23 protein-coding genes are annotated in these 26296 nt (G+C 34.4%); 16 read left to right on the forward strand and 7 right to left on the reverse strand.

Translation table 11 applies throughout. The features are described from left to right. Positions 1-228: 228 nt before the first annotated feature. The gene (locus BC781_RS15330) at positions 229-690 is read right to left on the reverse strand and encodes a MarR family winged helix-turn-helix transcriptional regulator (RefSeq protein ID WP_109619298.1); all 462 of its coding nucleotides are present in this window, start codon (positions 688-690) and stop codon (positions 229-231) included. 318 nt (positions 691-1008) lie between these two features. Here BC781_RS15330 and BC781_RS15335 point away from each other — a divergent pair, with 318 nt between their 5' ends. The 7 genes from BC781_RS15335 to murC all read left to right on the forward strand — a co-directional run bounded on the left by BC781_RS15335 (position 1009) and on the right by murC (position 8519). Further along, the gene (locus BC781_RS15335) at positions 1009-3006 is read left to right on the forward strand and encodes an alpha-amylase family protein (protein ID WP_109619300.1); all 1998 of its coding nucleotides are present in this window, start codon (positions 1009-1011) and stop codon (positions 3004-3006) included. Positions 3007-3142: 136 nt separating this feature from the next. Next, positions 3143-4033 carry a 3-hydroxyacyl-CoA dehydrogenase family protein gene (locus BC781_RS15340; RefSeq protein WP_109619301.1) on the forward strand — a complete coding sequence of 297 codons (891 nt, stop codon included), beginning with the start codon at positions 3143-3145 and terminating at the stop codon, positions 4031-4033. 192 nt (positions 4034-4225) lie between these two features. Further along, complete coding sequence (rpsF, locus tag BC781_RS15345; protein WP_109619418.1) at positions 4226-4594, forward strand: 30S ribosomal protein S6; 369 nt, start codon at positions 4226-4228, stop codon at positions 4592-4594. After that, positions 4594-4845, forward strand: a complete 252-nt coding sequence (gene rpsR / locus BC781_RS15350; protein ID WP_109619304.1) for a 30S ribosomal protein S18 — start codon at positions 4594-4596, stop codon at positions 4843-4845. The genes rpsF and rpsR overlap by 1 nt, the downstream gene beginning before the upstream one ends. 114 nt (positions 4846-4959) lie before the next feature. Continuing rightward, positions 4960-5406 carry a 50S ribosomal protein L9 gene (gene rplI / locus BC781_RS15355; RefSeq protein ID WP_109619306.1) on the forward strand — a complete coding sequence of 149 codons (447 nt, stop codon included), beginning with the start codon at positions 4960-4962 and terminating at the stop codon, positions 5404-5406. Between the two features lie 235 nt (positions 5407-5641). Then, positions 5642-7009, forward strand: coding sequence for a histidine--tRNA ligase (hisS, locus tag BC781_RS15360; RefSeq protein ID WP_109619308.1), 1368 nt, complete (start codon positions 5642-5644; stop codon positions 7007-7009). A gap of 118 nt (positions 7010-7127) precedes the next feature. After that, positions 7128-8519, forward strand: coding sequence for a UDP-N-acetylmuramate--L-alanine ligase (gene murC / locus BC781_RS15365; RefSeq protein WP_109619311.1), 1392 nt, complete (start codon positions 7128-7130; stop codon positions 8517-8519). A gap of 49 nt (positions 8520-8568) precedes the next feature. On the opposite strand, the gene BC781_RS15370 is transcribed toward murC, so the two are convergent. Beyond that, on the reverse strand, positions 8569-10086 hold the full coding sequence (locus BC781_RS15370; protein ID WP_109619313.1) for an arylsulfatase: 1518 nt from the start codon (positions 10084-10086) through the stop codon (positions 8569-8571). Between the two features lie 241 nt (positions 10087-10327). Here BC781_RS15370 and purN point away from each other — a divergent pair, with 241 nt between their 5' ends. Together purN and BC781_RS15380 are read left to right on the forward strand one after the other, a co-directional pair. After that, complete coding sequence (gene purN / locus BC781_RS15375) at positions 10328-10954, forward strand: phosphoribosylglycinamide formyltransferase (RefSeq protein WP_109619315.1); 627 nt, start codon at positions 10328-10330, stop codon at positions 10952-10954. Positions 10955-11011: 57 nt separating this feature from the next. After that, on the forward strand, positions 11012-11764 hold the full coding sequence (locus BC781_RS15380) for an SDR family NAD(P)-dependent oxidoreductase (RefSeq protein WP_109619420.1): 753 nt from the start codon (positions 11012-11014) through the stop codon (positions 11762-11764). Positions 11765-11816: 52 nt separating this feature from the next. Here the strand turns inward: BC781_RS15380 and BC781_RS15385 are convergent, their stop codons facing one another. Continuing rightward, on the reverse strand, positions 11817-13076 hold the full coding sequence (locus BC781_RS15385) for an OmpA family protein (RefSeq protein WP_109619317.1): 1260 nt from the start codon (positions 13074-13076) through the stop codon (positions 11817-11819). Between the two features lie 93 nt (positions 13077-13169). Continuing rightward, complete coding sequence (locus BC781_RS15390; protein WP_146201705.1) at positions 13170-13583, reverse strand: DUF3127 domain-containing protein; 414 nt, start codon at positions 13581-13583, stop codon at positions 13170-13172. A 128-nt stretch (positions 13584-13711) separates the two neighbouring features. Here BC781_RS15390 and BC781_RS15395 point away from each other — a divergent pair, with 128 nt between their 5' ends. From BC781_RS15395 to BC781_RS15415, 5 genes are all read left to right on the forward strand, one after another. Next, positions 13712-14404, forward strand: coding sequence for a CoA transferase subunit A (locus tag BC781_RS15395; protein ID WP_109619320.1), 693 nt, complete (start codon positions 13712-13714; stop codon positions 14402-14404). Positions 14405-14477: 73 nt separating this feature from the next. Continuing rightward, a complete protein-coding gene (locus BC781_RS15400; RefSeq protein WP_109619322.1) occupies positions 14478-15482 on the forward strand; it encodes a phosphatase domain-containing protein in 1005 nt (334 codons plus the stop codon). 386 nt (positions 15483-15868) lie between these two features. Continuing rightward, positions 15869-17971, forward strand: coding sequence for a putative porin (locus tag BC781_RS15405; RefSeq protein ID WP_109619324.1), 2103 nt, complete (start codon positions 15869-15871; stop codon positions 17969-17971). A 147-nt stretch (positions 17972-18118) separates the two neighbouring features. Beyond that, a complete protein-coding gene (locus BC781_RS15410; RefSeq protein WP_109619326.1) occupies positions 18119-18625 on the forward strand; it encodes a hypothetical protein in 507 nt (168 codons plus the stop codon). A 150-nt stretch (positions 18626-18775) separates the two neighbouring features. Continuing rightward, the gene (locus BC781_RS15415) at positions 18776-20053 is read left to right on the forward strand and encodes an alpha/beta hydrolase-fold protein (protein ID WP_109619328.1); all 1278 of its coding nucleotides are present in this window, start codon (positions 18776-18778) and stop codon (positions 20051-20053) included. A gap of 54 nt (positions 20054-20107) precedes the next feature. Here the strand turns inward: BC781_RS15415 and BC781_RS15420 are convergent, their stop codons facing one another. Further along, complete coding sequence (locus tag BC781_RS15420) at positions 20108-21388, reverse strand: bifunctional folylpolyglutamate synthase/dihydrofolate synthase (protein WP_109619330.1); 1281 nt, start codon at positions 21386-21388, stop codon at positions 20108-20110. A gap of 45 nt (positions 21389-21433) precedes the next feature. Between BC781_RS15420 and BC781_RS15425 the strand changes: the two genes are divergently transcribed. Further along, on the forward strand, positions 21434-21757 hold the full coding sequence (locus BC781_RS15425) for a cupin domain-containing protein (protein ID WP_109619332.1): 324 nt from the start codon (positions 21434-21436) through the stop codon (positions 21755-21757). On the opposite strand, the gene BC781_RS15430 is transcribed toward BC781_RS15425, so the two are convergent. Further along, positions 21734-22738, reverse strand: a complete 1005-nt coding sequence (locus tag BC781_RS15430) for a M48 family metallopeptidase (RefSeq protein ID WP_109619334.1) — start codon at positions 22736-22738, stop codon at positions 21734-21736. The two genes, BC781_RS15425 and BC781_RS15430, sit on opposite strands and share 24 nt — an antisense overlap. Positions 22739-22814: 76 nt before the next feature. Here BC781_RS15430 and tamL point away from each other — a divergent pair, with 76 nt between their 5' ends. Then, positions 22815-25397, forward strand: a complete 2583-nt coding sequence (tamL, locus tag BC781_RS15435) for a translocation and assembly module lipoprotein TamL (RefSeq protein WP_449441381.1) — start codon at positions 22815-22817, stop codon at positions 25395-25397. Positions 25398-25468: 71 nt separating this feature from the next. On the opposite strand, the gene BC781_RS15440 is transcribed toward tamL, so the two are convergent. Then, positions 25469-26293: an SDR family oxidoreductase gene (locus BC781_RS15440; protein WP_109619338.1), complete on the reverse strand. Its 825-nt coding sequence runs from the start codon at positions 26291-26293 to the stop codon at positions 25469-25471. Between the last annotated feature and the right edge of the window lie 3 nt (positions 26294-26296).

Raw genomic sequence — 26296 nt, forward strand, 5'->3', positions numbered from 1 at the left:
TCGCTAGCCACATAAACTACTTGTGGAGCACAAGATGAAAGAATCAAGAGACAGATCAGAGAAATAAGTAGTTTTTTCAACGCTTAAAAAGATTTAGTTTCTAATGGATACATAAAAGACAAATATAATGCATTGATAAATAATTGTAAATATTATTAGAGTCTTTTGTCGAAAAACTTAGATGAAGCATAAAAAAAGCGAATAGTTATATCTCTATTCGCTAAATATTTATTTATATTTTTTGGCTCTTACCTTATCTAATAACATACTTAGTTGTTCTGCTTCTTCCTCGGTAAGGTCTTCCATAATATTATCATTCTGTTCCATAACCTTATTCAAGGTTTCCATAAACTCAAGACCTTTCTCATTAATTGAGACGAAGACCATTCTTCGATCACTCGTACAACGTTCTCTCGTAACTAACTCTTTATCCAGAAGGCGATCTACTAAACGGGTAACATTTGGTGTTTTATCGATCATTCGTTCTTTAATTGAATGAACTGATAAACGATCTGGATAGCTACCTTTTAAGATTCGAAGGATATTATATTGTTGGGGCGAAATTCCATAAGGCTTTAATAGATTTAAAGACATTCCATTTATCCAACTTGAAGTAAATAGTATGTTTAAGAGTGCTTTAGATCTATTGTCTTTGAATTTCTTTTGTTTGATTTCCTCTTCTAATTGCATAACAGTTTGTAAGATTTTGCATGTGTAATTATATGAGGCCTTAGAAAGCAGACATAAATTACCTGATTTAGTTTATAAGCAAAAATACATTACATGTAAAATAAAACCAAGCTGATAGAAGAAAAACTTAATATTTATTTCAAGTTACATTAACTATTGAATATCTCTATGAATAATTACATTCATTCGGATACAAAAGTAAAATAATTACCTAGATCATCTTTTTTCACCAAAGTCTTCCGTTGATTTGTATTTAAATAAAATTGTACGCCACCCAAGAATAGTGTGTTTAAATAATAAGATTATGATTTGCTAGTCATGGAAAATAGTGCCTTAAAGAGCTTACTAAAAAAGCTGAAAGAAGAAAAGAAAATACATAAGTCTATAGATTATTATATACCATCACTTTGGATAGACTCAAATTCTAAACCTAATCCTACCAAAGTGGAAGCTTATTCTTTCTATGAAAATCTGATAGAGGATATTCTCGGTAAGTCAGATGATGGAATTAACTATGCTCAATCTATTTCAAAAATACAAAATCAGCATCATGGAATAGGAGGGGATTGGACCTATAAATCTGTTATCTATAATTTATTTCCACGACTAACGACTGCTTACGACCACGATCATGATGGCTTTATAGGCAGTTCAGATATAGATTTATCATTAAATGAAAATGGTGTTAGGGAGACAGGTACATTCTTGAAGTGTATAGCAATGTTACCTTATATCAAGTCCTTAGGGTGTAATACGATCTATTTCCTCCCAATTACAAGTATAGGAAAAGATGGAAATAAGGGAGATTTAGGCTCTCCTTACGCAATTAGAAACCCATATGAGTTAGATCAGAGCTTAGCAGATCCAATTGTTGGTAAGGATGTGGTTTTACAGTTTAAAGCATTTGTGGAAGCTGCTCATATAATGGGATTCCGAGTGATGCTAGAGTTTGTGCTTAGAACCTCAGCGCTTGATGGGGATTGGATTAAAACAAATCCAGAATGGTTTTACTGGATTAAGCAAGGAGAGGTTTCAACTTTTAAAAGTCCTGAATTTAGTGAGGATGATTTAGAGGAAATTAAATTAGTCCCTGAAGGAAAAGGAGTTTATCATGCTCCGAATAAGACTTATCGAAATATTTTCTCTAAGCCACCAAGTCCTGAACAAATAAAAAAGGAGGGAAATAAATATGTAGCCGAAACTGAAGATGGGAAATTAGTAATACCTGGAGCATTCGCAGATTGGCCACCAGATGATATCCAGCCAGCTTGGAGTGATGTGACTTATTTGAGAATGTATGATTTTCCATACTCAGATTCTGAAAATGATTTTAATTATATGGCTTATAATACAATTAGATATTATGATCCTGTTTTAAGTCATCCGAAGAATGTAAACAGACCTTTGTGGGATAAGTTGGTTGGAGTAATACCACACTATCAAGAAACCTTTGGCATAGATGGAGTTATGATGGATATGGGACATGCCTTGCCAAAACCATTGATGACTGAGGTAATTGATAAAGCTAGAAGTATTGACCCTGATTTTGCTTTTTGCGAAGAAAACTTTGATATAGATCCTAATAGTAGAATGGCTGGTTTTAATGCTACTTTAGGTTTCGAATGGAGAGTTACAGGAAATGCTTATGTAAATGGTGGAATAAAAGATGTCATTTATAAAAGTGGTGAAAAGTTGCCTCTACCATTTTTTGGAACATCAGAAACGCATAATACACCCCGAACAGTCAAAAGAGGAGGAGTTCAGCATTCAAAGTTATGTTGGATGGTTAGTTGTTTTATGCCGAGTTCAATTCCATTTATTCATTCAGGTTTTGAAATTCTAGAAAGAAAACCTGTAAACACAGGGCTGAATTTTACAGAAGAAGAAACTGAGAAATATGGTAAGAAGAATCTCGCATTATTCTATAGAAGCTCTTATGATTGGGACAATACAACTAATATAGTTCCTTACATCCAAAAGGTTCTGGAAATTAGAGAGCAGTTCTTCAAAACTGAGGAGATGAAAAATCATTTGGTTGGAAATGAGTTGTCGTTTAGAGTAGTAGATATACAGCAAGAAGGAGAAGATGTTATCGCTTTTGAAAGATTTGATCCTTGGCATCAGAATCAGACCTATCTGATTGTTTCCAATACGAATTACCAAATTGCTCAGACCATAAAGATCAAACTCGAAGGGATGGGGAATAAAAAGGTAAAAGAACTAATAACTGATGAACGTTACCAATTTAATTCTGATGAAGTTCATATCATCATTAAAAAAGGTGATTCACTTATTTTTAAATTAGAAAAGTACTAACAAAATCTAGTTCTTATTTCATATCCTAAATCCAATTGATTTGCTATTCAATCGGATTTAGGATATTATTGTTTTTAGGTATTGTATAAATTACACTATATTTTTTTCTAACCAATAAACCACGAAAACTACTAAAATGAAAAAAATAGCTGTTATCGGATCAGGAACAATGGGAAATGGTATTGCCCATGTTTTTGCACAAAACAACTTCGAAGTAAACCTAATTGACATTTCTGCTGATGCATTGGATAGGGCAATCTCTACTATTTCAAATAACCTTGACAGGTTAATCAAGAAAGAAAAAATTGATGAAGCAGTTAAGAATAAGACGCTTCAAAATATCACGACGTTTACAAAACTAGAGGAGGGAGTAGCTGATGTAGGTCTTGTAATTGAAGCAGCTACCGAAAATGTAGACATAAAGCTTTCTATTTTTAAAGACATTGATAAAGCAGCTCCTAAAGAGGCTATTTTAGCTACAAACACTTCATCGATTTCAATCACAAAAATAGGTGCGGTAACATCTCGTCCTGAAAAAGTGATTGGAATGCACTTTATGAATCCTGTGCCAATGATGAAACTTGTAGAGGTGATTAATGGATATCTCACTTTGAAAGAGACAACAGAGACAGTTGTGAGTTTGTCTGAGCAAATTGGTAAAATTCCGTTACCTGCTAATGACTATCCTGGTTTTGTGGCAAACAGAATTCTGATGCCAATGATCAATGAAGCAATTCTTTCATTACAAAATGGGGTAGCAGGTGTAAATGAGATTGATGGAATAATGAAATTGGGGATGGCACATCCTATGGGGCCATTACAACTCGCTGATTTCATTGGTTTGGATGTGTGCCTTTCTATCATGAGAGTACTGCAGGATGGGCTAGGAGATGATAAATATGCTCCAGCTCCTTTATTGGTCAATATGGTGACAGCAGGACACTTGGGTGCTAAATCTGGTTATGGTTTTTATGATTGGAAAGAAGGGAACAATAAGAATCTGGTTGTTGCGAAACAATTCATTTAAAATATTGCCCCTTTATCTATTTGATAATCATTAAATAATCAAAACAAGTTCTTCTCTTAATGAATCTAATTGTCTTGAATTTCTTAAGATGATTAGGCATTTATGAGAAGAGTTTGTATATTTGCGATCTCAAAATCTTCAAATGAAGGTTTTGTAATTATATATTTAATAGGTAATTCAAATTTTCAAAGAATGAAAGTTAAAAATTACGAGGCGGTTTTCATCATTAGTCCCGTTTTATCTGAAGAGCAGATAAAGGAAGCTGTCGACAAGTTTTCTAGTTTGTTGAAGGACAGCGGAGCAGATGTATACCACTCTGAAGATTGGGGTCTAAGAAAATTGGCTTATCCAATCGAGAAGAAATCTACTGGTTTCTACCAATTATTCGAGTTTAAAGCAAGTCCTGAAGTGATTGCTAAGTTTGAGCTTGAATTGAAACGTGACGAACGTGTACTTCGTTTCTTGACAGTATCTCTAGACAAATACGGTGTAGAGTACAATGAGAGAAGAAGAAACGGTCTTGGTAAAAAATCTGAAACTAAAACTGAGGAGGTAGCGTAATGACTCTAATGAACGAACCTGTAAACAGACAGGAAAACAGAAAGAAGTACTGCCGATTCCAGAAGCACAGAATCAAGTACGTGGATTATAAAGATCCTGACTTCTTGTTGAAGTTCTTGAACGAGCAAGGTAAAATCTTGCCAAGAAGAATCACTGGTACTAGCTTGAAATTCCAAAAAAGAGTTGCTAAAGCTGTGAAGAGAGCGAGACAAATCGCTTTGCTTCCTTACGTAGCAGACGGTCTTAAGTAATCTTATTGACCTCCGTAATTCTCGGAATTTGCTGGGCTGAAAAACATCCCGGCGTAAGCTGTCGAAAGATAGCAGAGCCCATTCCAAGGTTTAATTAAAAAATTAAAAATTACAATGGAAGTAATTCTTAAAGAGGATATCAAGGGCCTAGGTTTCAAAAACGATATTGTAACTGTAAAGGCTGGTTACGGTAGAAACTACCTAATCCCTCAAGGATTCGCACACTTAGCTACAGAAGCGAATAAAAAAGTGCTTGCTGAGAACATCAGACAAGCAGCACACAAAGCTGAGAAAATCAAACAGGATGCTGTAGATTTAGCAACTTCAATCGGTGAATTGACTATTACTATTAGTGCAAAAGCTGGTGAAAGTGGTAAAATCTTTGGAGCAGTTACTCCTCTTCAAATCTCTGAAACTTTGAAAGAGAAAGGATTCGATGTAGATCGTAAGAAAATCTCTTTCACTGAGGAAGTTAGAATGATCGGTTCTTATAAAGCTGAGCTAGCTCTTCACAAAGAAGTATCTCACGAGATCGCAGTTGAGGTTGTTGCTGCTGAATAGTTCAGAGCTATCCAACTAGATACATCTACTGCCGTGAGGCAGAATTAGTAACGAAGTTTGAACACGTCGTTATTTTAAGTTTTTTCCTTAAAAGGCTGATACTTTCAGAAGTATCAGCCTTTTTTGGTCATACTATTTTCTTTGAGGATTATTGTTAAGATTTAGGATGAATTAAATCCTGTTTTTCTTATTTTTGTCCCTCATTCTAGAATACAATCTTTTAAAATTTATATAAATGGCAGCGCAAAAACCTGGTATTCCGAAAGGAACACGAGACTTTGGACCTGAGCAAATGCTCAAGAGAACGTATATTATGGATACGATCAAGGAAACTTTCAAACGTTTCGGTTTTCAGCCTTTAGAAACACCTTCTATGGAAAATTTATCTGTACTTACAGGTAAATATGGAGATGAAGGAGATCAATTGTTATTCCGTATTTTGAATTCGGGTGATTATTTGAGTAAGGCTAAACCTGAAGATATTGAGAAGGGTTCAAAGCATCTTTCTTCAAAGATCTGTGACCGTGGTTTGCGTTATGACCTTACTGTTCCTTTTGCTAGATACGTAGTAATGAATAGAGGAACTTTGTCATTCCCATTTAAAAGATATCAGATGCAACCTGTTTGGAGAGCTGACCGTCCACAAAGAGGGCGTTATAGAGAGTTCTACCAATGTGATGCAGATGTTGTAGGTACAGATTCATTGATTTGTGAGGCAGAAATTGTAGCAATGATCAATGAAGTATTTGAGAAATTTGGAATCTCAGATTACAATATCAAGATCAATAACCGTAAAATTTTAACAGGTATTACTGAAGCGATTGGCGAGGCAGGTAAAGAAACTGAGCTTTGCGTAGCTATCGATAAACTTGATAAAATTGGTCAAGAGAAAGTAAATGAAGAATTAATAGAGAGAGGATTTTCTCAAGAAGCAGTAGAGAAGCTTCAAGGAATTCTACAAATTAAAGGCTCTTATGAAGAAGTACTTTCTCAATTAAAAGATACATTGGCGAGCTCTGAAACAGCAATGAAAGGTGTGGAAGAAATGGCTGAAGTCTTTGAGTATGTAAAAGCATTCGGAAAGGATAATAAATTCTTGGACTTTGATGTAACTCTAGCCAGAGGTTTATCTTACTATACAGGGGCAATCTTCGAGGTTAAAGTAAATAACGTGTCTATCGGTTCTGTAAGTGGAGGTGGACGCTACGATAACTTGACAGGTGTATTCGGTTTAGAAGGAATGTCTGGTGTAGGTTTTTCATTTGGGGTTGATAGACTTTATGATGTTTTGGAAGAGCTAGACCTTTATCCAAACAACGCAATGGAGTCTACTAAAGTGATGTTTGTAAACTTTGATATTGAATCTCAAACATTCTGTTTACCACATCTTCAGACTTTGAGAAATAATGAAATTTCAGCAGAAATTTATCCTCAATCAGCTAAAATGAAGAAGCAAATGACCTATGCAAATAACAAAGGGATTGCGTATGTGATTATGGCTGGTAGCAATGAAATTGCAGAAGGTAAAATGACGCTTAAAAATATGATCTCAGGAGAACAAGAGCTTCTTACAATTGAAGAAGTTGTTGACCGATTGAAGTAATTCTTTCTAACTGAAAAAGAGAAGCTCTACATTTGTTGTAGGGCTTTTTTTGTGTTTCAAGCTGAACTGTTATAAACTTGTATAATTATTAAAAGCTAAAACGTCTAAATTGAAATTTATGGATTTTCAAAATGTCGATTTAAAGCAGATCGAAAATGTATTTTTTGTAGGGATTGGAGGAATAGGAATGAGTGCCTTGGCAAGGTGGTTTAACCTACATGGAAAAAATGTTTGCGGATACGACAAAACCCAAACCCCACTAACAGATTCTTTGGAGGCTGAAGGAATTTCCATTCATTTTACAGACGAACTTTCAAATATTGATCAGGTTTTTAATGACAAGCCTGAATCGTGTTTAGCAATTTTCACCCCAGCTATTCCAAATGATCATTCAGAATTGAATTTCTTCAAGGATAGCCGAATTCCACTTCTAAAAAGATCAGAAGTACTTGGGCTGATTTCTAGATCATTGGCAACTATTGGTGTAGCTGGAACTCATGGAAAGACCACGACTTCTTCAATGCTTGCCCATATTCTTCATCATGCTGGAGAAAATATGACGGCATTTTTAGGTGGTATTGCTACCAATTATAATTCAAATCTTATTCTTCCATCAGCCAATGAAGAACAATCTACGGTTGTGGTTGAAGCTGATGAGTATGATCGTTCTTTCTTGAGACTTTCTCCAAAAATGGAAATTATCACCTCTGTTGAAGCCGATCATTTAGATATCTATGGTTCGGAAGCTTATCTGATTGATTCTTTCCAAATGTATATTGATAAGTTGGAAGAAGGGGATCAACTGATTGTCCATGAAAAAGTAGGGTTAAGAAGTAAAGTTGATGGTGTAATTCATCAAAGCTATGGAGAAGCGACATCCAATGATTTTGTGATTAAAAATATCAGAATTGAAGAAGGGCAATATATTTTCGACTTGCAGTATGGTAAAACTGTGATTGAAGATATCACAATGCTTATTCCGGGTTATCATAATGTACTTAATGCTACAGCAGCAACAATAGCAGCTTTAAATCAAGGTTTGAGTGCAACACAGATTAAAGAAGGTTTAGCAAGTTTCAAGGGGGTTAAAAGGCGTTTCGAATATTGGTTGAAAACAGATCAACACATTTATATAGATGATTATGCCCATCACCCGACTGAAGTTGAAGCATTTTTGTCTTCAGTAAAAAATATGTATCCCAAAAAAGAATTAGTTGCCATTTTTCAGCCTCATCTATTTTCTCGTACCCGAGATTTTGCAGAAGAATTTTCTAAGAGTCTCTCAATAGCAGATAGGTTACTACTATTGGATATTTACCCTGCCAGAGAGTTACCAATTGAAGGCGTTACTTCAGAAATGCTTTTAAAGAATATTACTTCTAAAAAAGCTTTAGTTTCAAAAGAAGAAGCTTTGAAAATTGTTGAAGAAGAAAAACCGAAGTTGGTAGTCACAATAGGAGCGGGGGATATCGATAGACTTTGCCCCGAAATACAAAAAATACTTTCTTAAAAAAAATAGCCCTTAGTTTGCTAACTAAGGGCTTTTCTATTCAATAAAATTAATCGAGATCCTTTTGGAGTTTTTCCATGACCTGATCCAAACTGAAGGAAGCAGCTTTCTGACGAGGTGGATAATCTCTGAAAGTCGATAAGAATTTACCCACATATTGTTGAGCAGGTACTAAATAAAATACATGATCTATTAGCCAATCATAATACGTATTAGATGTTAGATTGGCTTGCTCATATGGATCTTGACGAAGGTTGAACATTAATGGTACACGAAGAGGAGTAAATGGATTTGCCCATACACCTAAAGTACCATACATGCGCTGTTCCATAAATACCATTTTCCAATCATCATATCTTAGAGCGGTTAAGTCTCCATCATCTGAGAAATAGAAGATTTCTTTTCTTGGGCTCTCTTTCTCTTTTCCTTGGAAATAAGGTAAGATGTTATAACCATCTAGGTGAACTTTAAAAGTTTTATCACCTACTTGATAGCCGTCAAGTAATTTCCCTTTGATATCGTTTTCACCAGCAGCAGCTAAGAAAGTAGGGAACCAGTCCATGTGGTGTACAATTTCATTTGAAACTGAACCAGGTTTAATTGTTCCGGGCCATTTCACCATAGCTGGAACTCTCCAGCCACCTTCCCAGTTTGTGTTTTTTTCACCTCTAAATGGGCTTAAAGCTGCATCAGGCCAAGTGTTTTTGTGAGGTCCGTTGTCTGTACTATAGAATACAATTGTATTGTCCGCAATTCCTAGTTCATCAAGCAACTCTAACAGCTCTCCGACATGCATATCATGCTCAACCATACCATCACCATATTCATTCTGACCTGAAATACCTCTATGCTCTTTCTTAACGTGAGTTCTAAAGTGCATACGAGTACCATTCCACCATACAAACCAAGGAGTACCAGATTTGTGATGTCTTCTGATGAAGTCTTTCGCTGCAGCTACAGTCTCATCATCGATAGTTTCCATTCGTTTACGGGTCAATGGTCCCGTATCTTTTACTGGTCCATCAGCAGATGATTTAATTACACCTCTTGGACCAAACTTTTCCTTAAATTTAGGGTCTTTAGGGTAGTCTTCTAATTCTGGTTCTTCTTCCGCATTTAAGTGGTACAGATTTCCTAAGAATTCATCGAAACCATGATTTGTAGGTAGGAACTCATCTTTGTCTCCAAGGTGGTTTTTACCAAACTGACCTGTCGCATAACCCAAAGGTTTTAGCATTTCTGCAATAGTTGGGTCTTCAGCTCTTAGACCAAGGTCAGCACCAGGCAAACCTACTTTACTAAGCCCTGTTCGAAATACACTTTGACCTGTAATGAATGAAGAACGACCTGCGGTACAACTTTGCTCACCATAATAATCAGTGAAAATCATACCTTCTTTTGCAATACGATCAATGTTTGGAGTTTCATAACCTACTAATCCTCTTGTGTATGCAGATATATTGGATTGTCCAATGTCATCCCCCCAAATCACTAAAATATTTGGTTTGTCTTGTGCCCACAAGCTAAGTGGAAGTAGACACAGAAAGGATAAAAAGAGTTTTCTCATAAAATGTTTTAGTAGTTGATTTGCGTACTAAACGTTGAGAATACCTCCGAAGGTGCATCAATGTGCGAAATATAGTTAAAACAATTTTTTCTCTTCTATTGAATTGAACTACTGAAAATAAAACGATATAAAGTCTAATAAATAAATGACTATCTATTCTTTTTAGAGTCTAAAAAACTAAAATTAGCTATCTATTAGAAACTTTTGACTTAAAAGAAGGCTTCAGTGTTTTATTTTCACTATGATTTACGAACTTTGGGCTGAAGTTGAAACACTAAAATCACAAACGAACGTGTCAGAGAAAAAAGTTGCGATTCTTGCTTCGGGGAGTGGAAGTAATGCAGAGAATATTATCCAATACTTTAGAGATAATAATATAAATGCTTCTTTTATCATTATAGCAAATAATAAGGAAGCGAAAGTTTTTGATAGAGCAGAGCGTTTGGGAGTACCAAGCTATTATTTTGGTAGAAAGGCTTTCAACGAAACTGGAGAAGTTAAGCAAAAACTTATAGAATTTGGTGCTGATCTCATTGTTTTAGCTGGCTTTTTATGGCTAATTCCATCAGATCTAGTAGAAGCTTATCCAAACAAAATTGTGAATATTCACCCTGCGTTATTGCCAAAATATGGAGGTAAGGGAATGTATGGGATAAATGTTCACAGAGCTGTTGTGGAGGCTAAAGAAAAAGAAAGCGGAATTACAATTCACTATTGTAATCAAGCTTATGATGAAGGAGCGCACATTCTCCAAGCTTCATGCTTACTTGACCAAACTGAATCTCCTGAAGAGGTTGCTAAAAAAGTATTGAGACTAGAGCATAAATATTACCCACAAGTGGTAGAAGATATATTGTTTAATTCATAATAGACATGTATTCAATTCTTATGAATTGGATACATGTTTTTTAATTTTAAAGCCTTTATGACCAAAACAGCATTAATTACTGGAGCTACGTCTGGTATTGGAAGAGCTACTGCACAAGAATTTGCTAAAAATGGAATTCGTTTGATTCTTACAGGAAGGAGAACTGATAGGTTAGATGAATTAAAAAAAGAACTAGGTGAACAGACAGAAGTTTTAACGCTTGAGTTTGATGTTAGTGACCGTGAAAAAGTAAATGAGGTATTCGAAAACCTTCCTCAAGACTGGAAACAAATCGATATCTTGATCAATAATGCGGGTAATGCTCATGGTTTATCTTCTATTCAAGATGGAGATATTGATGATTGGGATAAAATGATGGATATAAATGTAAAGGGACTTTTATATGTTTCAAAAGCAGTTATTCCGTCTATGATTGAGAAATCTTCTGGACATATCATTAATATAGGTTCTATAGCTGGAAAAGAGGTTTATCCCAATGGGAATGTCTATTGTGCTTCAAAGCATGCCGTAGATGCGCTTACTCAAGGAATGAGGATTGATTTGAACGCACATGGAATTAAAGTAGGAGCTGTTCACCCTGGATTGGTTGAAACTGAATTTTCAGAAGTCAGATTTAAAGGGGATACTGTAAGGGCGAAAGGAGTTTACACAGGTTATGAGCCTCTAAAACCTGAAGATATTGCTGATATCATCTATTTTATCGTTTCTAGACCATATCACGTAAATATTGCTGATCTTTTAGTATTTCCTACTGCACAAGCTTCTGCTACTGTCTTGAAAAAAGATTAAGAAAAATATTATATACTAGAAAATGCTGTTCTTAACTAGAACAGCATTTTTTTTATTTAATAAACTCAATTTCAATCCTTCTATTTTTACTCCTATATTCTTCAGAATCATTTGGGAAAAGTGGATTAGTTTCTCCGAATGGGTTTACTTTTATGAGATCAGAAGCTATACCATTTTTCACTAAATAGTTTTTGACTGCAATTCCTCTTTTCTCAGAAAGAGCTAGGTTTTTTTCTGCTGTGCCTACGTCATCTGTATGAGCACGTATAATCAATTCTGTTAATTCTTGTCGTTTTGCTGCTTCAGATATTCGATCCAAAATTGGAAATATTTCTTTCTCCAATAAGTATGAGCTACTTTTAAAAGTAATATCTCCGAGAATATGCATTTCATGAGCTGTGTCAACACCTTTTTCTTTTAGCAAAGGGCCATAATTGTCTACAGCATAAACAAACCACGGCATAGGTTGATCAGGTACCCAAATATCTTCATTCCTAGAAAAAACAGCATGAATTCTATTTTGAGTCATACTCAAGAAAGTGGAATTTTCTTCACTATGTAAATCCATAATCAATTTGGGCTTATTCCATTTCCCCGTATTTGAAAGATCACAATTAAAGATTCCAATACTCACATTATCTCCCAACTCTATATCGGAAGGGAATTCGCTAAAGTAGAGTCTTTTCAAACTAGGATCAGTAGTAAGATATGGTTCACAAAGCTTAATTCCTTTACCAAAACTAACTGCAGGGATGTTGAGTTTTCGAATGTTTCCCCATTTTCCATTTGTTTGTCTTGCAGAATATACTTCGAAGCAATTCTCTAAGTCTTGATTTGTAGTTCTGCAAAAAAAGAGTGTCTTTCCGTCCGCAGATAGAGTAGGTGAGCTTTCATACTCGGAACTATTGAGTGGTGCTCTTAAAGGATAGGCTGTAGACCATTCATCGTTGTTTTTTTCAATTTCAAATATATCAGAGTTGTTATTCTGAGTTTGAGCAGAGAAAAGAATTATATGACCATCATGAGACCAGAAGACATTTTGGACTTCTTGAGAAGTTTTGAGCTGAATTGCTTTGGTCCACGTATTTGGCTTTGTCTTTTTATATATAAATAATTGATGATCTCTAATCAGAAGTAGACTATCGCCCTGAGCAGAGATATTGGGGCATTTACCTTCTAGTAATTCTTTTTTTCCATTGACTATTTCCCATTGAGGGATGGGTGTTCCCCAATGGTCGTAGGCTTGGGCTAAAATTGAGAAAGGAGAAAACAAGATCGTAGCTAGTAATGTAATTGTTATTTGGGTTTTCATAGGTAAGTAGTTTTGTCTAAGGAATTTACTTTCTTTTTAGTAAAAAAAAAAGATCACTACATGAGTGATCTTTTATGTAAATCCTTTTTTAGACTAGAATGGTAATGCGTCTTCGTCATCATCATTTCCAACTGGAGGCGGTGGAGGTGGAGGAGTATTTCCACCCATTGGAGCTGCATTATAACCTCCTTGTTGAGGGAATGCTTGTCCGCCTTGTGGTTGTGCTGCTTGAGGAGCAGTAATTCTCCACGCTTCTACATTTGTGAAATACATTGTTTGTCCTTCACGATTTGTAAAAGGTCTACCTTTAAGATCAAAGCTTACCTGAATTTCATCACCTACTTTAAATTGGTCAAGCAATGAACATCTATCTTGAGTAGCTTGCATCTTGATGTACTGTGGGTACATATCAGCAGTTACAACTACAAACTCACGTTTCTTAAATTTTTCCGAGATTACTTGCTCGTCGAATAGTACTTCTAATTTTCCTCTTAATTCAAAAGACATAATTCCGCGATTCAATTTGAATTGCAAAGTAGTGATAAATCTCCGAATCTTTTTTTTAAAACTAGGAAAGTTTGTATTTTTCTTAAGAACACAGATCTACTATAGACCAATTAAAACACGATAAACACATGATAAACAAAGTTGTAACGGATGCTAAAACTGCCCTAGAAGGTCTAACCGATGGCATGACCTTAATGTTAGGTGGTTTTGGACTCTGTGGAATTCCCGAAAACGCTATAGAAGCACTTCTAGATTTGGGTGTAAAAGACCTAACCTGTATTTCAAATAATGCGGGTGTGGATGATTTTGGGTTAGGTTTACTTCTTCAGAAACATCAGGTAAAGAAAATGATCTCATCTTATGTAGGAGAAAATGCTGAGTTTGAAAGACAATTATTGCAAGGAGAACTTGAAGTTGATCTAATTCCTCAAGGGACTTTAGCTGAACGTATAAGAGCAGGTGGGGCTGGAATTCCTGCATTCTTTACACCTGCTGGTTATGGAACGGAAGTAGCTGAGGGCAAAGAGGTGCGAGAATTTGATGGGAAAAAATATTTGTTAGAAAGTTGGCTTAAAGCTGACTATGCTTTAGTCAAAGCTTGGAAAGGGGATACAGCTGGAAACCTTGTTTTTAAGGGCACTGCTAGAAATTTCAATCCTATGATGGCTATGGCAGGGAAAATAACTGTGGCAGAAGTTGAAGAACTTGTTCCTGCTGGAGAATTAGACCCTAATACGATTCATATTTCAGGAGTATTTGTTCAGCGAATATTCCAAGGTAAGGATTATGAAAAACGAATAGAACAAAGAACAACGAGATAATCTAACAGCCTTCGGGCTGTTTTTTTATCTTTGGGAAGTAAAGCAAATAATAGAATTTGAGTGTTCAGAGAGTATGAGTGGTTCTAAACGTAAAACGGTTTTACTTCCTCAAGTAGGGCTTAAGGTAAAAGATAAGTTGTATCTGGAAGGGCAGGTATTGAATTTAAAGACTAAGCACCTCACGGTAAGGCATAAAGATAGTTTTTGGAAAAATATGAAAATGCTGTACCGTTTTTATGCTCCAAAAAGTACTAAACTAGAATCAATTACGATAGATCTTGATGGTGAGAAACACCAATTATTTTTAGATCGGAAAGGTTTTTTCCGCTCAAACTTTGCAATAAATAACCATTCTTCTTTTTCTCCTCAATCTATCAGATATTTTCAACCCGATGAGCAAGAGATTTATGTTTCTGGGGTAAGCCAAAATGATATTTTTGATTTCTCAAATTGTGAAACAGGGGTCATCTCAGATATAGATGATACTGTACTTGTTACTTATGCCACAAATGCACTCCGTAGAATACCGAATATCTTATCTCGGAATGCTTATAAGAGAAAAGAAGTACAGTATATGAGAGAACTATATTCGATTATGAGAGATACAGGTTGTGCATTCTTTTATGTTTCGAATAGTGAGATGAATCTATACCTTCTTATAAAGCTGTTCCTACAACACAATGGTTTTCCACTAGGTCCTATCTATTTAAAAGAGTATAAAAGATTAAAACACCTTATTAAGAAGTCTAAGAAACAAGGTGTGATGAAATATGCACATAAATTTGAGCGTATTACTTTCTTACTGCAAGCGGAGCCTCAAATGAAGTTTGTGTTGATAGGTGATAGCGGACAGCAGGACCCTTTTATTTATTATCGTGTTGCTATCAGATATCCAGATAGAATTAAAGGAATTATTATTCGAAACTTTAATCGGGATGATAATCGCTTAAATTTCTATAAAAAGAAATTAGAAGAAATTGGGGTTCCTTTTATGTTTTATCAGAATATGAAAGAGGCAACAGAAGAAGTGTGTGAATTATTTGGATTGGATTACGAAACTACGCTTTCAAGTTTCTAGTGTAGGAAAATGGTACTTCTTCAAAGTATTAAATACATATCTAAATTAATTTTAACTATAAATATGAGCATACAACTTATTCGTTCACTTGTTTTTAGAGAACAATCATAAATTACATTAGACTTTAAGAAATAAAATAAGTGAATATAGCCCTTAAATTGCTTGTGCAATCTTTCTATATTTGTAGCAATTTGTCTGTTGTATGACGTTAAATGAATTAAAATTCGAGGAATTTGATTAAAATGTTTTCAAATTTCGAGAGCTATCATATAGTGTGCGTTATTTCATATAGGCAACTGATATGAAATGATTTTTTAAGAAGAGATCTGGTCATTAGAGTAATTACTTTAATGAAGCTATGACCAATTTATTTTGAGGAGAGAAGTATGTTTAAAGCTTTATACAGACTAAGACTTTTTGTATTGATTGCAATAAGCTTTCTTATCAATATTGATAATATTTTCGCCCAAGAAGATGCATCAATTCAAGATGAGATGAAGGTAGAGAGAGATTCTGCAAACTTTGGGGATATTATTTTACAGAAAGATACTTCCAATGTGTACGGACCTCATACTTCATTTTGGGTTCAACCAATAGACTGGTTTGAAATTAGAGATGGTGAGCATAAAATGGATACATCTCTATATAATTTCCAGCGTTACGATTATAACAGTAGAGCTGATTATATGTACCAAGAACTAGGTAACTTATCATCAGCAATGACACCGATTTTCTATTCTTCTCCTTATTCACCAGGTGTTAGATTAGGATTGGACTCTGATAAAGGTATTGTAGCACCAATTGATGAAATGAAATACTACAATTCATTAACTCCAGTAACCTCTTGGTACTATACGCAAGCTTACCAAGGGGAAACAATTGTAGATGTTACTTTCTCAAGAAATATAAATCCTTATTGGAGTGTGGGTACAAGATTTAGAAGACTGCATGCCCTAGAAATGTTGGGTAATCAAAAAATTAATAAGCAGTTCAAATCTCAGATTCAGACTCAGATTCAGTTTAATACTCGATATGAATCTAGAAACATGAAATATAAGCTGATGATGGCTTATGACTACATGGCTCAGAATGGTATTGAAACTGGAGGTATTGCAACTGATTCTATTTTGACCCTTTTCCGTCAAACAAGGCCATCTGCAAGTTTGGATGATATTTATAGAACAAACTCATCCAACCTCTTTAATAATCTAACTGATGCTTTTATTAATAAAAAGAACCAAGAATTCTATTTATATCATCAGTACAGTTTGATTGATACATCTGCCTTACAAATTTTTCATGAATTTAGATCAACGGAATACCGTAATCGATTTGAAAATTCAAGTGGAAGCTTAGATGCAAATAGTGCTTATTATAATCAATTTTCGGCAGATGGGAATATTGATTTTGTAAGAAGTGAGCCTGGGTACAAAATTGTTTATAGAAGGTTTTCAAACAAACTAGGAGCTAAAGGTCGAGTTGGGGATTTGTTTGCTGCAGCTTATCTAAATTATGCTAGAAATGAAGAATCAATTTTCTATCAAGATACTCGATCTATTCCTACTTATCCACCAGACGAATTATTCTTTGTTGGTTTAGCTAGTTATAAGATTCCTTTTATTGATATGACTTTGAGAGGTCAAATCAAACAAGAATTACTTGACAATTTAGGAAATGAATATGCTGTAGGTGCTTCACAAAAATATTTTGATGTAGAATATAAGTTAGGATCATACTTACCGTCACTTATGCATCAATATTTTGTAAGTGAATATACAGGTTGGAATAATGACTTTAAAAACTCAGATATCACAGAACTTCGAATTGCACCGAGACTGCCTTTAGGAACAGGGAAATTTGGAGAGGAATTGTTTGTTGAGGCTTTTGCAGAATTAAAGACTTTCGATAATCATATCTATTACGATTCGTTGGCTGCTCCTCAACAGTTAAATGAACAAATTTCCTACAATTCATTTGGGGTAAACTTGAAATATGAGACAGGCTCATTTATTCATGGATTAAATTTTAGATACACCCAAAACCAAACGGACTTTGAATTAGTTAATCAACTAACTGGTGAGACCTTTGAACAACAAGCTATTCCAACACCAGATTATTTTGTAAACTATACCATTGCTTTACAAGGAGTCGTTGGGAAAGTATTGGCAAATCCACTTACAGGAATGATTGGTTTTGACCTTCATTGGAATTCTGAGTATTTGGGATATGGTTATTATCCAGTAACACAACAGTTCTATTTACAGTCAGGAGCCGTTGATTCTAGTGGAGAATTTATCTCTGGTTATGAAATTGGAGGAGTGCCTGTGTTAGACTTCTTTATCAATTTTAGAATGAGAAGAACAAGGTTATTCTTGAAGGCACATAACTTATTGAATGAAACACTGCAAGATGGTTATTTCTTGACTCCTAATTATATTGGACATCAACCAAGCTTTCTATTTGGTTTAGATTGGATGTTATTTGATTAGATCAAGTTTTTTGAGCTGTAATAGAACGAATTAGAATTATAGATTATTAAACATTGTTAATCCTCTATTCAGATAAAATGTTTAAATCAAATTGTTTATAATTTAGCTTTAATAAAACTGATTTTATGAGTATTTAAAGTTTCGCTTATGCTAAAAAAACTAATATTATCCCTTTTATTAATCGTATCTATTCAACAAGTTTGGGCTCAAAAATATCTTGTTGTAGATAATTACAATAAGAAACGTGAGCGTTACTTTGTAGGTGATGATCTTTACCTTTCAGTTAGAGGAGAGAAAAAAATATTTCATGATAAAATTCTTGCGTTAACCGATTCAACAATTACTCTTGAAAATCAGAATGAGGAATTAGTACTATCAGAAATTGATGCCATTTATTTGAAAAGGAAGTGGGTGACAATTACATCTACAGGGCTTGGTTTTATTGGTTTTGGTTTCTTATTTTCTGGAGCAGTTTATCCTTTATTAGAGGATCAGCGATATGAGCAAGATGAAAGTTTTATCACAGGAGCCGCATTCGTAGTTGCTGCAGCAGCCCTCCAGCTCAAACCTATCAAATATCGAAAATTTGATTTCACAGATGGTGATAGGTCTCGAATTCGAATTTTAGATCATACTTTTGATCAACAAAAATAAATGTAAATCCCTTAAGCAAATCAGCTTAAGGGATTTTTGTTTTATGTAGTTGAAGTGATTTTTTGAGATTGAGTTAAAAGTAAAGTATTATATTGGTGTTTGATTTACTCTTTAGTTTGTGGCTTATTTTTTAATGAATCAGTATTAAATATGATAAAGAAAAAAACACTAATTACTCTACTTATCTTTTTTGCTTTCACGAATTTTTATTCCTTTTCACAGGAAGTAAAATACCTTCAACAAGTTGGTATAGCCGATAGTATTTACTCTGAAGTTTTAAAAGAATCAAGAACATTTTATGTAGAATATCCGATTGGTTTTAATGAAGAAGACGATAAAAAATATCCTGTTGCTTATATCTTAGATGGAGAACTATTGCTTCCCACTGTTCAAAATGTACAAAACTATTATAGTGGCGGATATACTCCAGAAATGATTCTTATAGGAATTGATAACGCTATAAATAGAACTCGAGATTTAACTACTTCTGAGGTTGTAGAAATGTATGGGATGCCTGCTACAGAGACAACTGGTGGAGCGTCAAAGTTTCTAGCGTTTATAAAGTCAGAATTGATTCCTTTCGTTGAAGAAAAATATCCAGTAACAGATTACCGAACTCTAATAGGGCATTCCTATGGAGGACTTTTCACAGTTCATACTTTATTAAATGACTCTAACCTATTTAAAAATTATTTAGCAATTGACCCAAGTTTGGAATGGGATAATCAACAAGTGATAAAAGAAGCTGCTGCTAAAATTTCAGAAACTTCTTTTGATAATGAGTCTGTATTTATTTCTCTCAGTGGTCAATTACATATGCAAAAAACAGATGTAACGATTGAAGATGTAACGATTGAGAATGTAATGAATGATACAACTGATTTTACGTTATTTTCTAGGTCTATCATTTCATTTTCTGATTTATTAAAAAACAATAAGCAGATCAAAACAGAGTTTAAGTTTTATCCTAATGATCTTCATGGAACAATACCACTTCCTTCTATCATGGATGGACTTATTTCATGTTTTGAGTGGTATCAAATGGAAAATATTGAGAAGTTTAATTCACCATCGACTAAGGAAAAGGAGTTAAGAAATATCATTCGTTATCGAGCAGAGAAGTTGGGAAATCATTTTGGGTATAAAGTTCCACCTTATCCAGAAGAGTTGTTGAATGTACTTGGATACATGAGTATGGATATGGAACAGTTTTCTAAAGCAAAAATGTTTTTTGAATTTGCTATTGAATTTTATCCTAAAAGCCCAAATACTTATGATTCAATGGCCGATTACTATGAGCGGAATAATGTCTTAGGAATGGCTTTGCAAAATGTAGAGAGAGCAAATGAACTTTCTCCTTCCACTTATTACGCGGAAAGAATTTTATCGCTCAAGCAACGTATTTCTGAGAAGAAAAAAAGTAAGTAAAAATACAAAACCCACTTGTTAAAGGCTATGACAAGTGGGGTTTGTGTTTTTTTATTATAAATTTTCGATTTCAGCAACTACAAAAGTACTTCCTCCAATAAATATCAAATCGTCTTTATCTGCATTACTTTTTGCAGCTTGAATAGCTTTATTTACTTCAGAATAATCTATACCATTCAATCCTACTTGGTCTGCTGCTGCTTTAAGAATTTCACTCGTAAGTCCTCTTGGAACATTCGGTTTACAGTAATAGTACAAAGCCGATTTAGGTAAAAGTGAAAGTATCTTTTTAAGGTCTTTTTCTTGAACAACACCCAAAACTATATGTAATTTTTGATAGTCTTCATTTTCTAGTTGAGATACTATTAGTTTAAGACCATCTTCATTGTGACCAGTATCACAAATCATCTTTGGAGAGGCTTGAAGTACTTGCCATCTACCTTTAAGATTCGTCAGCGTGGTTGTTTTTTCTAGACCATTAATGATGTTTTCAGGGGCTATGTTGTAGGTAGAAGTAATCGCGTCAATAGTCGAAAGGACTCCTTTAAGATTCAGTAATTGATAATTCCCTTTAAGATCTAGATTTACATTTTCAATGTATACATCTCCATTCTTATAAATAGAAGTACCTCCATTTAGATTCTCTATTTTATAAATTTGATCTGCGTATATGATTTCAGAGCTTCTTTCTGAAGCTATTTTATCAAATACAGGAGTAGTTTCTTCTTGAGTTGTACCAATTACAACTGGAATCTCGGATTTTATTATTCCTCCTTTTTCGAAAGCAATTTTATCCAAAGTATCTCCTAACATATCTGTATGGTCTAATCCAATATTCGTAATAAGAGATACTAATGGAGTAATAATATTTGTTGAATCTAAACGTCCGCCTAATCCTGTTTCTATAACAGCTATATCCACTTTTTCATCAGCGAAATATTTATAGGCCATACAAACGGTGAGTTCAAAAAAAGAAGGGGATATTTTTTCAATGATAGATTCATTTTGTGCTACAAAATCGATAACCCTTTCTTTCTCAATCTCATTTCCATTTATTTTTATTCTTTCTGTAAACGATTTAAGGTGAGGAGAGGTGTATAATCCTACTTTATAACCTGCATCTTGTAAGATAGCCGCAATCATATGTGATGAACTGCCTTTACCATTAGTCCCTGCCACATGAATAGTTTTAAATGAATCATGCGGGTTTCCTAATTCCTTGCAAAACGCTATAGTATTCGATAAATCTTTTTTAAAAGCTTTACTTCCTAGTCGTTGAAACATAGGTAGCTTAGCAAACATATATTCTAAAGTCTGTTCGAAAGTTCTTTTCATGACATTTTATATTTTTGTGGCGCAAAACTATGAATCAAAAATGAGATGGAAAAGAAAAATATTTATGATAAGATCCCTTTATCTCTTCAAGAGGAATTATTCACAGATCTATTTACTTCAGATAAAGTAAGAATTGAGCGTATAGTTTCAGACGGGCATGAGTCCAACCAAGAAGAATGGTATGATCAAAAGGAAGGAGAGTGGGTGATTTTATTAGAGGGAAAGGCAGGGATAAGAAAATATGATGGCTCCATCATTGATCTTAAAAAAGGAGACTATTTATTTATCCCCGCCCATGAAAAACATCAGGTTGCTTATACAAGTAAAGAACCTAAAGCTGTATGGTTAGCTATTTTTATTACTGTTTAAAAATCCGTCGAGTATGCTTTTAGCTTTTGCAGCTTGTTCTTTAGCTTGATTGATAAGGGGTTCAGCCATGTGCTGAAAGTCTTCTTTATACCCAGAGGCGGCTTCTTGTGCTTTTTCGTTTAGATCTTTTTGTTCAGTATAAAAACCCCTAAGTATAGAATCATATTCACCCGATCTAATCCATTTCATTAGTTCACTAACTCTAGAAACAGGAAATGGATGAGACTGATTAAGCGTATTTGAAATTTTATGAATGTTATCAGACAATGAATTAGCTTGATCGTATTCTTCGGCTTGTTTAATGAATTCGCCTAAATCCATTTTATCAACATGTCTTCCTCCGGCAAGTTTCATTAGAAGTTGAATAGATACTTCAGCTTCTTGAACACATAGCAAACCTGCCCTATCAGCGCTTAGCTCACTTTTTCTATCCCACTCTCTTAGCGCCACAATAATTGCTTGAATAGCAATTGTACTCAGTGGAATGCCTGTAAACATGGTCGAGTATTGTACTATTAATACCAGTAAGGTTTTGTACAAAACATGACCAGAAAGAATGTGGCCAAGTTCATGTCCAAGTACAGCCATCACTTCAGCTTCAGTCATGGTGTCTAGCATGCTAGAATTGAGCGTGATGAAAGGGTTGTCCATTCCAACTGCTCCTGCATTTAAGATTGGGCTTTGTGAAACAAATAATTCTGGACGATCTTTTTCTGGGATATCCAAAATTTCACATGCTTCATTGTACATTTCGAATAGATCAGAGAATTGCTTTTCACTAACTCTCACGGCAGAGGCTAGTGTTAGGAGACGGAGGGATTGTTCGGTCGTTTTTCCGAAAACAGCTTTAATGAGTACGTCTAATCCTGGGACTTTTTTTAGGGCTTGTAAAGCTGTACTATCGGCAGGATGCTCCCATGCAGCTGGTTTTATTCCTTCGAAATGAACTTTTACTTTTGTTGTTATGGGCTTATTTGTCATGAGGTATCGTTTTTTATATAGAATATCAGTATTTTTGATTAGATAAACAATTTCAACAGGCGAAGTATAATTTTAGGTGAGATATAAGCTACTTTTAGTTTTTACATTTTTTGTAATGTTTCAGTCTTGTCGTTCCTTGATGGATCTGGAGGAGAATGAATATATTTTGATAAATCAGAAGTTTGAAGGCAACGAAAACTTTGACCAAGAATCGCTAAGACCTTATTTGAAACAGAAGGAAATGAGTTCTCGGTCAGCTTTATTTTTTTATGACTTAGGGAAGAAGTACAATGATCTTAATTTAGAGAAATTTCAAGCAAAAGTAAATCATTACGAACACCTACGAGATTCTCTAACAATTCAACAAGAGAAAGAACTCTTTGAATTATACTTTGAATCAATCGATCAATACGTAAACTATCTAGAGGATGAAAATGCTTTGATCATTAAAGATTTTTATTCTCATGACACTGTATATCATACTCAATATGAGACTTATGTCCCAATAGAACTTTACAGGAAAGATTCATTAAAGATTCTGAAAAAAGTTAGAAAAATAAGGAAAAAGATAAATGATAAGATCGATAAATACCGAATTAAAATTGATGAAGGGAATTGGGTAATGCGTTCTTTGGGTAAAAAACCTGTATTTTATAATGAAGAAGCTATTGAAGGAAGTATATATCAGTTATCTAGATACTATCATTCAAATGGTTTTTTTCATAATCATATAGAATATGAGTTAGATACAACGGAAAAAGCTGAGATTGAAGTCAATTATAAAATTGATGAAGGAGATCAGTTCATGGTTAGAATTTATGATGTAGTAACAAGTGATACTACACTTTTAGATGTCATTAATCAAAACAGAGATCAAAGCCATATTCAAGAAAATCAAGCTTATAACCAATCCTCACTGGACCGTGAACGTTCAAGAATAGCCAAATTACTTCGAAATAATGGATATTACGATTTTAATAAATCGCTCATTCAGTTTGAGGTTGACACTACTGAAAGACCTCTACATGCTAATGTAAAATTGGTCATTAAAGATCCTTCTGATCAAGATAAACATACGCAATATAAAGTTACAGAAATAACGTTTGATAGTGACTATGACCAACCTATTCAGAAAAAAACGGCAATAGGTCAATATGATTCAATTTCTTTTATAGAAGGTAATAACCATTATTCGCCAAAGGTTTTATCTTCTAAAGTTGGAGTGAGAAAAGGTGATTTTTTCAATGAAGATGTTACAAGTCAAACCCGTTCAGGCTTAACTAATATGGATATCTTCAAGTTTGTCAACGTTGAATACGAAAAAATAGGAGAAGATAGTCTTAGAGCAAGTATCAGAAGTACCCCTTTTGATAAGTTTCAATATTCTATCGAAGGAGGGGTTAATATTAACGAAAATCTGACAGGTCCATTTGCCAGTCTGAGTTTAAAAAATAGAAACTTTTTGAACTCAGCTGATATTTTTAAACTACAAGGGAATATATCTGTCGATGTACAAACTGCTCTTGGAGAAGCTGAAACAACAACTCTTTATGAGGGGGGTATAAGTGCAAATTTCTCATTTCCGAGAATTCTATTCTTGCTACCAAATAAATTTAATGAGAGACTTTCTAACTCTATTACCAAAACAGATATTCAAGTAGGTTATAACAAGGCTAGAACGGTCAACTATAGTAGTACCCAATTACAAGGTTTTTTTAGATATCAATTCCAGAATAAACGAAGAAATTGGTGGAATTTTAGTCCATTAGATGTAAGTATTATCAATGCTGATTTATCTGATAAGTATAGAGAAAGTTTAGAAGACCTTCCTGATCAAACTATTTTAAGTTCTTATGATTCTGCATTTTTAACAAGTATGAATTTATTCTACCTTAGTACAACTCCTATGTATGGAATGAACAAATCAGGTAAATTAAATGAGCATTACTTAAAAGTTTTTCTAGAATATGGTTGGAATGGTAAAGCTCTGTTTACAAGTACAACAGGTGATACTAGCGGGGATCCTTCTAAGATGAGTGGTTACTCTCTTTATCATTTCTTTAAAATGTATGTTGACTACAGAAATATTCATGCTTTGAGTAAGTCTACTAAGTTTGCATGGCGTTTTTATAGTGGTTTCGCTCTTCCATTAGGAACCTCAGAAACACTCCACTATTCAAAGTATTTTTATGCTGGTGGGCCGTCTAACAACAGAGCATGGAATTTTAGAGAGCTTGGTCCTGGTTCATACACACCTACAACAGATGTGACAGAGTATTCTGAAGGAGAATTCATAATCACGACTAACTTAGAATATAGATTTAGAATTTGGAATCTTCCATTAGAAGGAGCCGTTTTCACTGATATATCAAATGTTTGGATGTTGAGAAACAATGAAACTTCGGATAGTTCAACAAGTGATGAAAATTCAGAAATTAATAATAATGACCGCGTCTTTCAGATTAATGACTTTTGGAAAGAATTTGGTGTTGGAGCAGGATTTGGAGTAAGACTTGATCTTTCAGTTTTAATATTTCGTGTTGACTTTGCTAAAAAAGTATTTGATCCAGCACAGGAGTTAGGCGAGAGGTTTGTTTTACCTAATACTTCAATTACTGAAGGTTGGACTTTAGGTTTTGGTATAGGTTATCCATTCTAATTATCATAGTTATTTATCAAGTATGAAAAAACACCAATCAATTGTATCTGATTGGTGCTTTTTTATTTGTTTTAGGCAAGACCTAATTGAGTTTTCATCATATTTTTAAACTCAGTATCGCTCATTGCTTGTCGAGCATTTAATAACTGTTCAGCATCTGCACCTGCTCTATATCTCAATGTATCTGTGCCATCAGTTGCTGCTGTATAAATAACATCTGCGACTAATTCTGGCGTACTCATTTTAGTTGGATCCATCATTTCTTGAAATTTCCCCATTACTCCAGCTACAAACTCATTGTATTCAGTAAGAGACTCGTCATGTTGGAAGTCCATTGAACGTCCGCCGAAGTCTGTTGCGATAGCTCCTGGCTCAACTATTTTTACTTTGACACCAATAGCTTCCATTTCGTAAGCAAGTGATTCAGTAAATCCTTCTACTGCATGTTTAGTCGCGTGGTAAACAGGCATTACTGGGAATGTCATTTTACCACCAATCGATGAGATGTTGATGAACATTCCATCTTTATTAGCTCTGAAATGTGGTAGCGCTTTCTGAGTAACATCAAATAATCCTTGTACATTTACGCCAAACTGACGCATTAGGCTTTCTCTACTTGCAGATTCGAACGTTCCAGCCAAACCATATCCTGCGTTATTCAATACTACATCAATTTTTCCAAAGTGTTCAATACCTTCATTGATGGCATTTTCGATGCTCTGAAGGTCTAGGACATCAAGTTTAGTCACTAAGACATTTTCAAGCTGATCAAGTTCTGTTTCTTTTTCTGGAGATCTCATCGTAGCAACCACATTCCATCCTTCTTTTTGGAATTTAATTGCTGAAGAACGTCCAATTCCTGTGCTTGATCCTGTGATTAAAATAGTCTTTTTCATAAG

Source organism: Sediminitomix flava, assembly GCF_003149185.1.
GTDB classification, from domain to species: Bacteria; Bacteroidota; Bacteroidia; order Cytophagales; family Flammeovirgaceae; genus Sediminitomix; species Sediminitomix flava.

What these genes read in the sequence shown, in the direction of transcription:
- BC781_RS15330 (WP_109619298.1), bottom strand. Translation starts at nt 690, where the DNA reads ATGCAATTAGAAGAGGAAATCAAACAAAAGAAATTCAAAGACAATAGA.
- BC781_RS15335 (WP_109619300.1), top strand. Translation starts at nt 1,009, where the DNA reads ATGGAAAATAGTGCCTTAAAGAGCTTACTAAAAAAGCTGAAAGAAGAA.
- BC781_RS15340 (WP_109619301.1), top strand. Translation starts at nt 3,143, where the DNA reads ATGAAAAAAATAGCTGTTATCGGATCAGGAACAATGGGAAATGGTATT.
- rpsF (WP_109619418.1), top strand. Translation starts at nt 4,226, where the DNA reads ATGAAAGTTAAAAATTACGAGGCGGTTTTCATCATTAGTCCCGTTTTA.
- rpsR (WP_109619304.1), top strand. Translation starts at nt 4,594, where the DNA reads ATGACTCTAATGAACGAACCTGTAAACAGACAGGAAAACAGAAAGAAG.
- rplI (WP_109619306.1), top strand. Translation starts at nt 4,960, where the DNA reads ATGGAAGTAATTCTTAAAGAGGATATCAAGGGCCTAGGTTTCAAAAAC.
- hisS (WP_109619308.1), top strand. Translation starts at nt 5,642, where the DNA reads ATGGCAGCGCAAAAACCTGGTATTCCGAAAGGAACACGAGACTTTGGA.
- murC (WP_109619311.1), top strand. Translation starts at nt 7,128, where the DNA reads ATGGATTTTCAAAATGTCGATTTAAAGCAGATCGAAAATGTATTTTTT.
- BC781_RS15370 (WP_109619313.1), bottom strand. Translation starts at nt 10,086, where the DNA reads ATGAGAAAACTCTTTTTATCCTTTCTGTGTCTACTTCCACTTAGCTTG.
- purN (WP_109619315.1), top strand. Translation starts at nt 10,328, where the DNA reads ATGATTTACGAACTTTGGGCTGAAGTTGAAACACTAAAATCACAAACG.
- BC781_RS15380 (WP_109619420.1), top strand. Translation starts at nt 11,012, where the DNA reads ATGACCAAAACAGCATTAATTACTGGAGCTACGTCTGGTATTGGAAGA.
- BC781_RS15385 (WP_109619317.1), bottom strand. Translation starts at nt 13,076, where the DNA reads ATGAAAACCCAAATAACAATTACATTACTAGCTACGATCTTGTTTTCT.
- BC781_RS15390 (WP_146201705.1), bottom strand. Translation starts at nt 13,583, where the DNA reads ATGTCTTTTGAATTAAGAGGAAAATTAGAAGTACTATTCGACGAGCAA.
- BC781_RS15395 (WP_109619320.1), top strand. Translation starts at nt 13,712, where the DNA reads ATGATAAACAAAGTTGTAACGGATGCTAAAACTGCCCTAGAAGGTCTA.
- BC781_RS15400 (WP_109619322.1), top strand. Translation starts at nt 14,478, where the DNA reads ATGAGTGGTTCTAAACGTAAAACGGTTTTACTTCCTCAAGTAGGGCTT.
- BC781_RS15405 (WP_109619324.1), top strand. Translation starts at nt 15,869, where the DNA reads ATGTTTAAAGCTTTATACAGACTAAGACTTTTTGTATTGATTGCAATA.
- BC781_RS15410 (WP_109619326.1), top strand. Translation starts at nt 18,119, where the DNA reads ATGCTAAAAAAACTAATATTATCCCTTTTATTAATCGTATCTATTCAA.
- BC781_RS15415 (WP_109619328.1), top strand. Translation starts at nt 18,776, where the DNA reads ATGATAAAGAAAAAAACACTAATTACTCTACTTATCTTTTTTGCTTTC.
- BC781_RS15420 (WP_109619330.1), bottom strand. Translation starts at nt 21,388, where the DNA reads ATGAAAAGAACTTTCGAACAGACTTTAGAATATATGTTTGCTAAGCTA.
- BC781_RS15425 (WP_109619332.1), top strand. Translation starts at nt 21,434, where the DNA reads ATGGAAAAGAAAAATATTTATGATAAGATCCCTTTATCTCTTCAAGAG.
- BC781_RS15430 (WP_109619334.1), bottom strand. Translation starts at nt 22,738, where the DNA reads ATGACAAATAAGCCCATAACAACAAAAGTAAAAGTTCATTTCGAAGGA.
- BC781_RS15440 (WP_109619338.1), bottom strand. Translation starts at nt 26,293, where the DNA reads ATGAAAAAGACTATTTTAATCACAGGATCAAGCACAGGAATTGGACGT.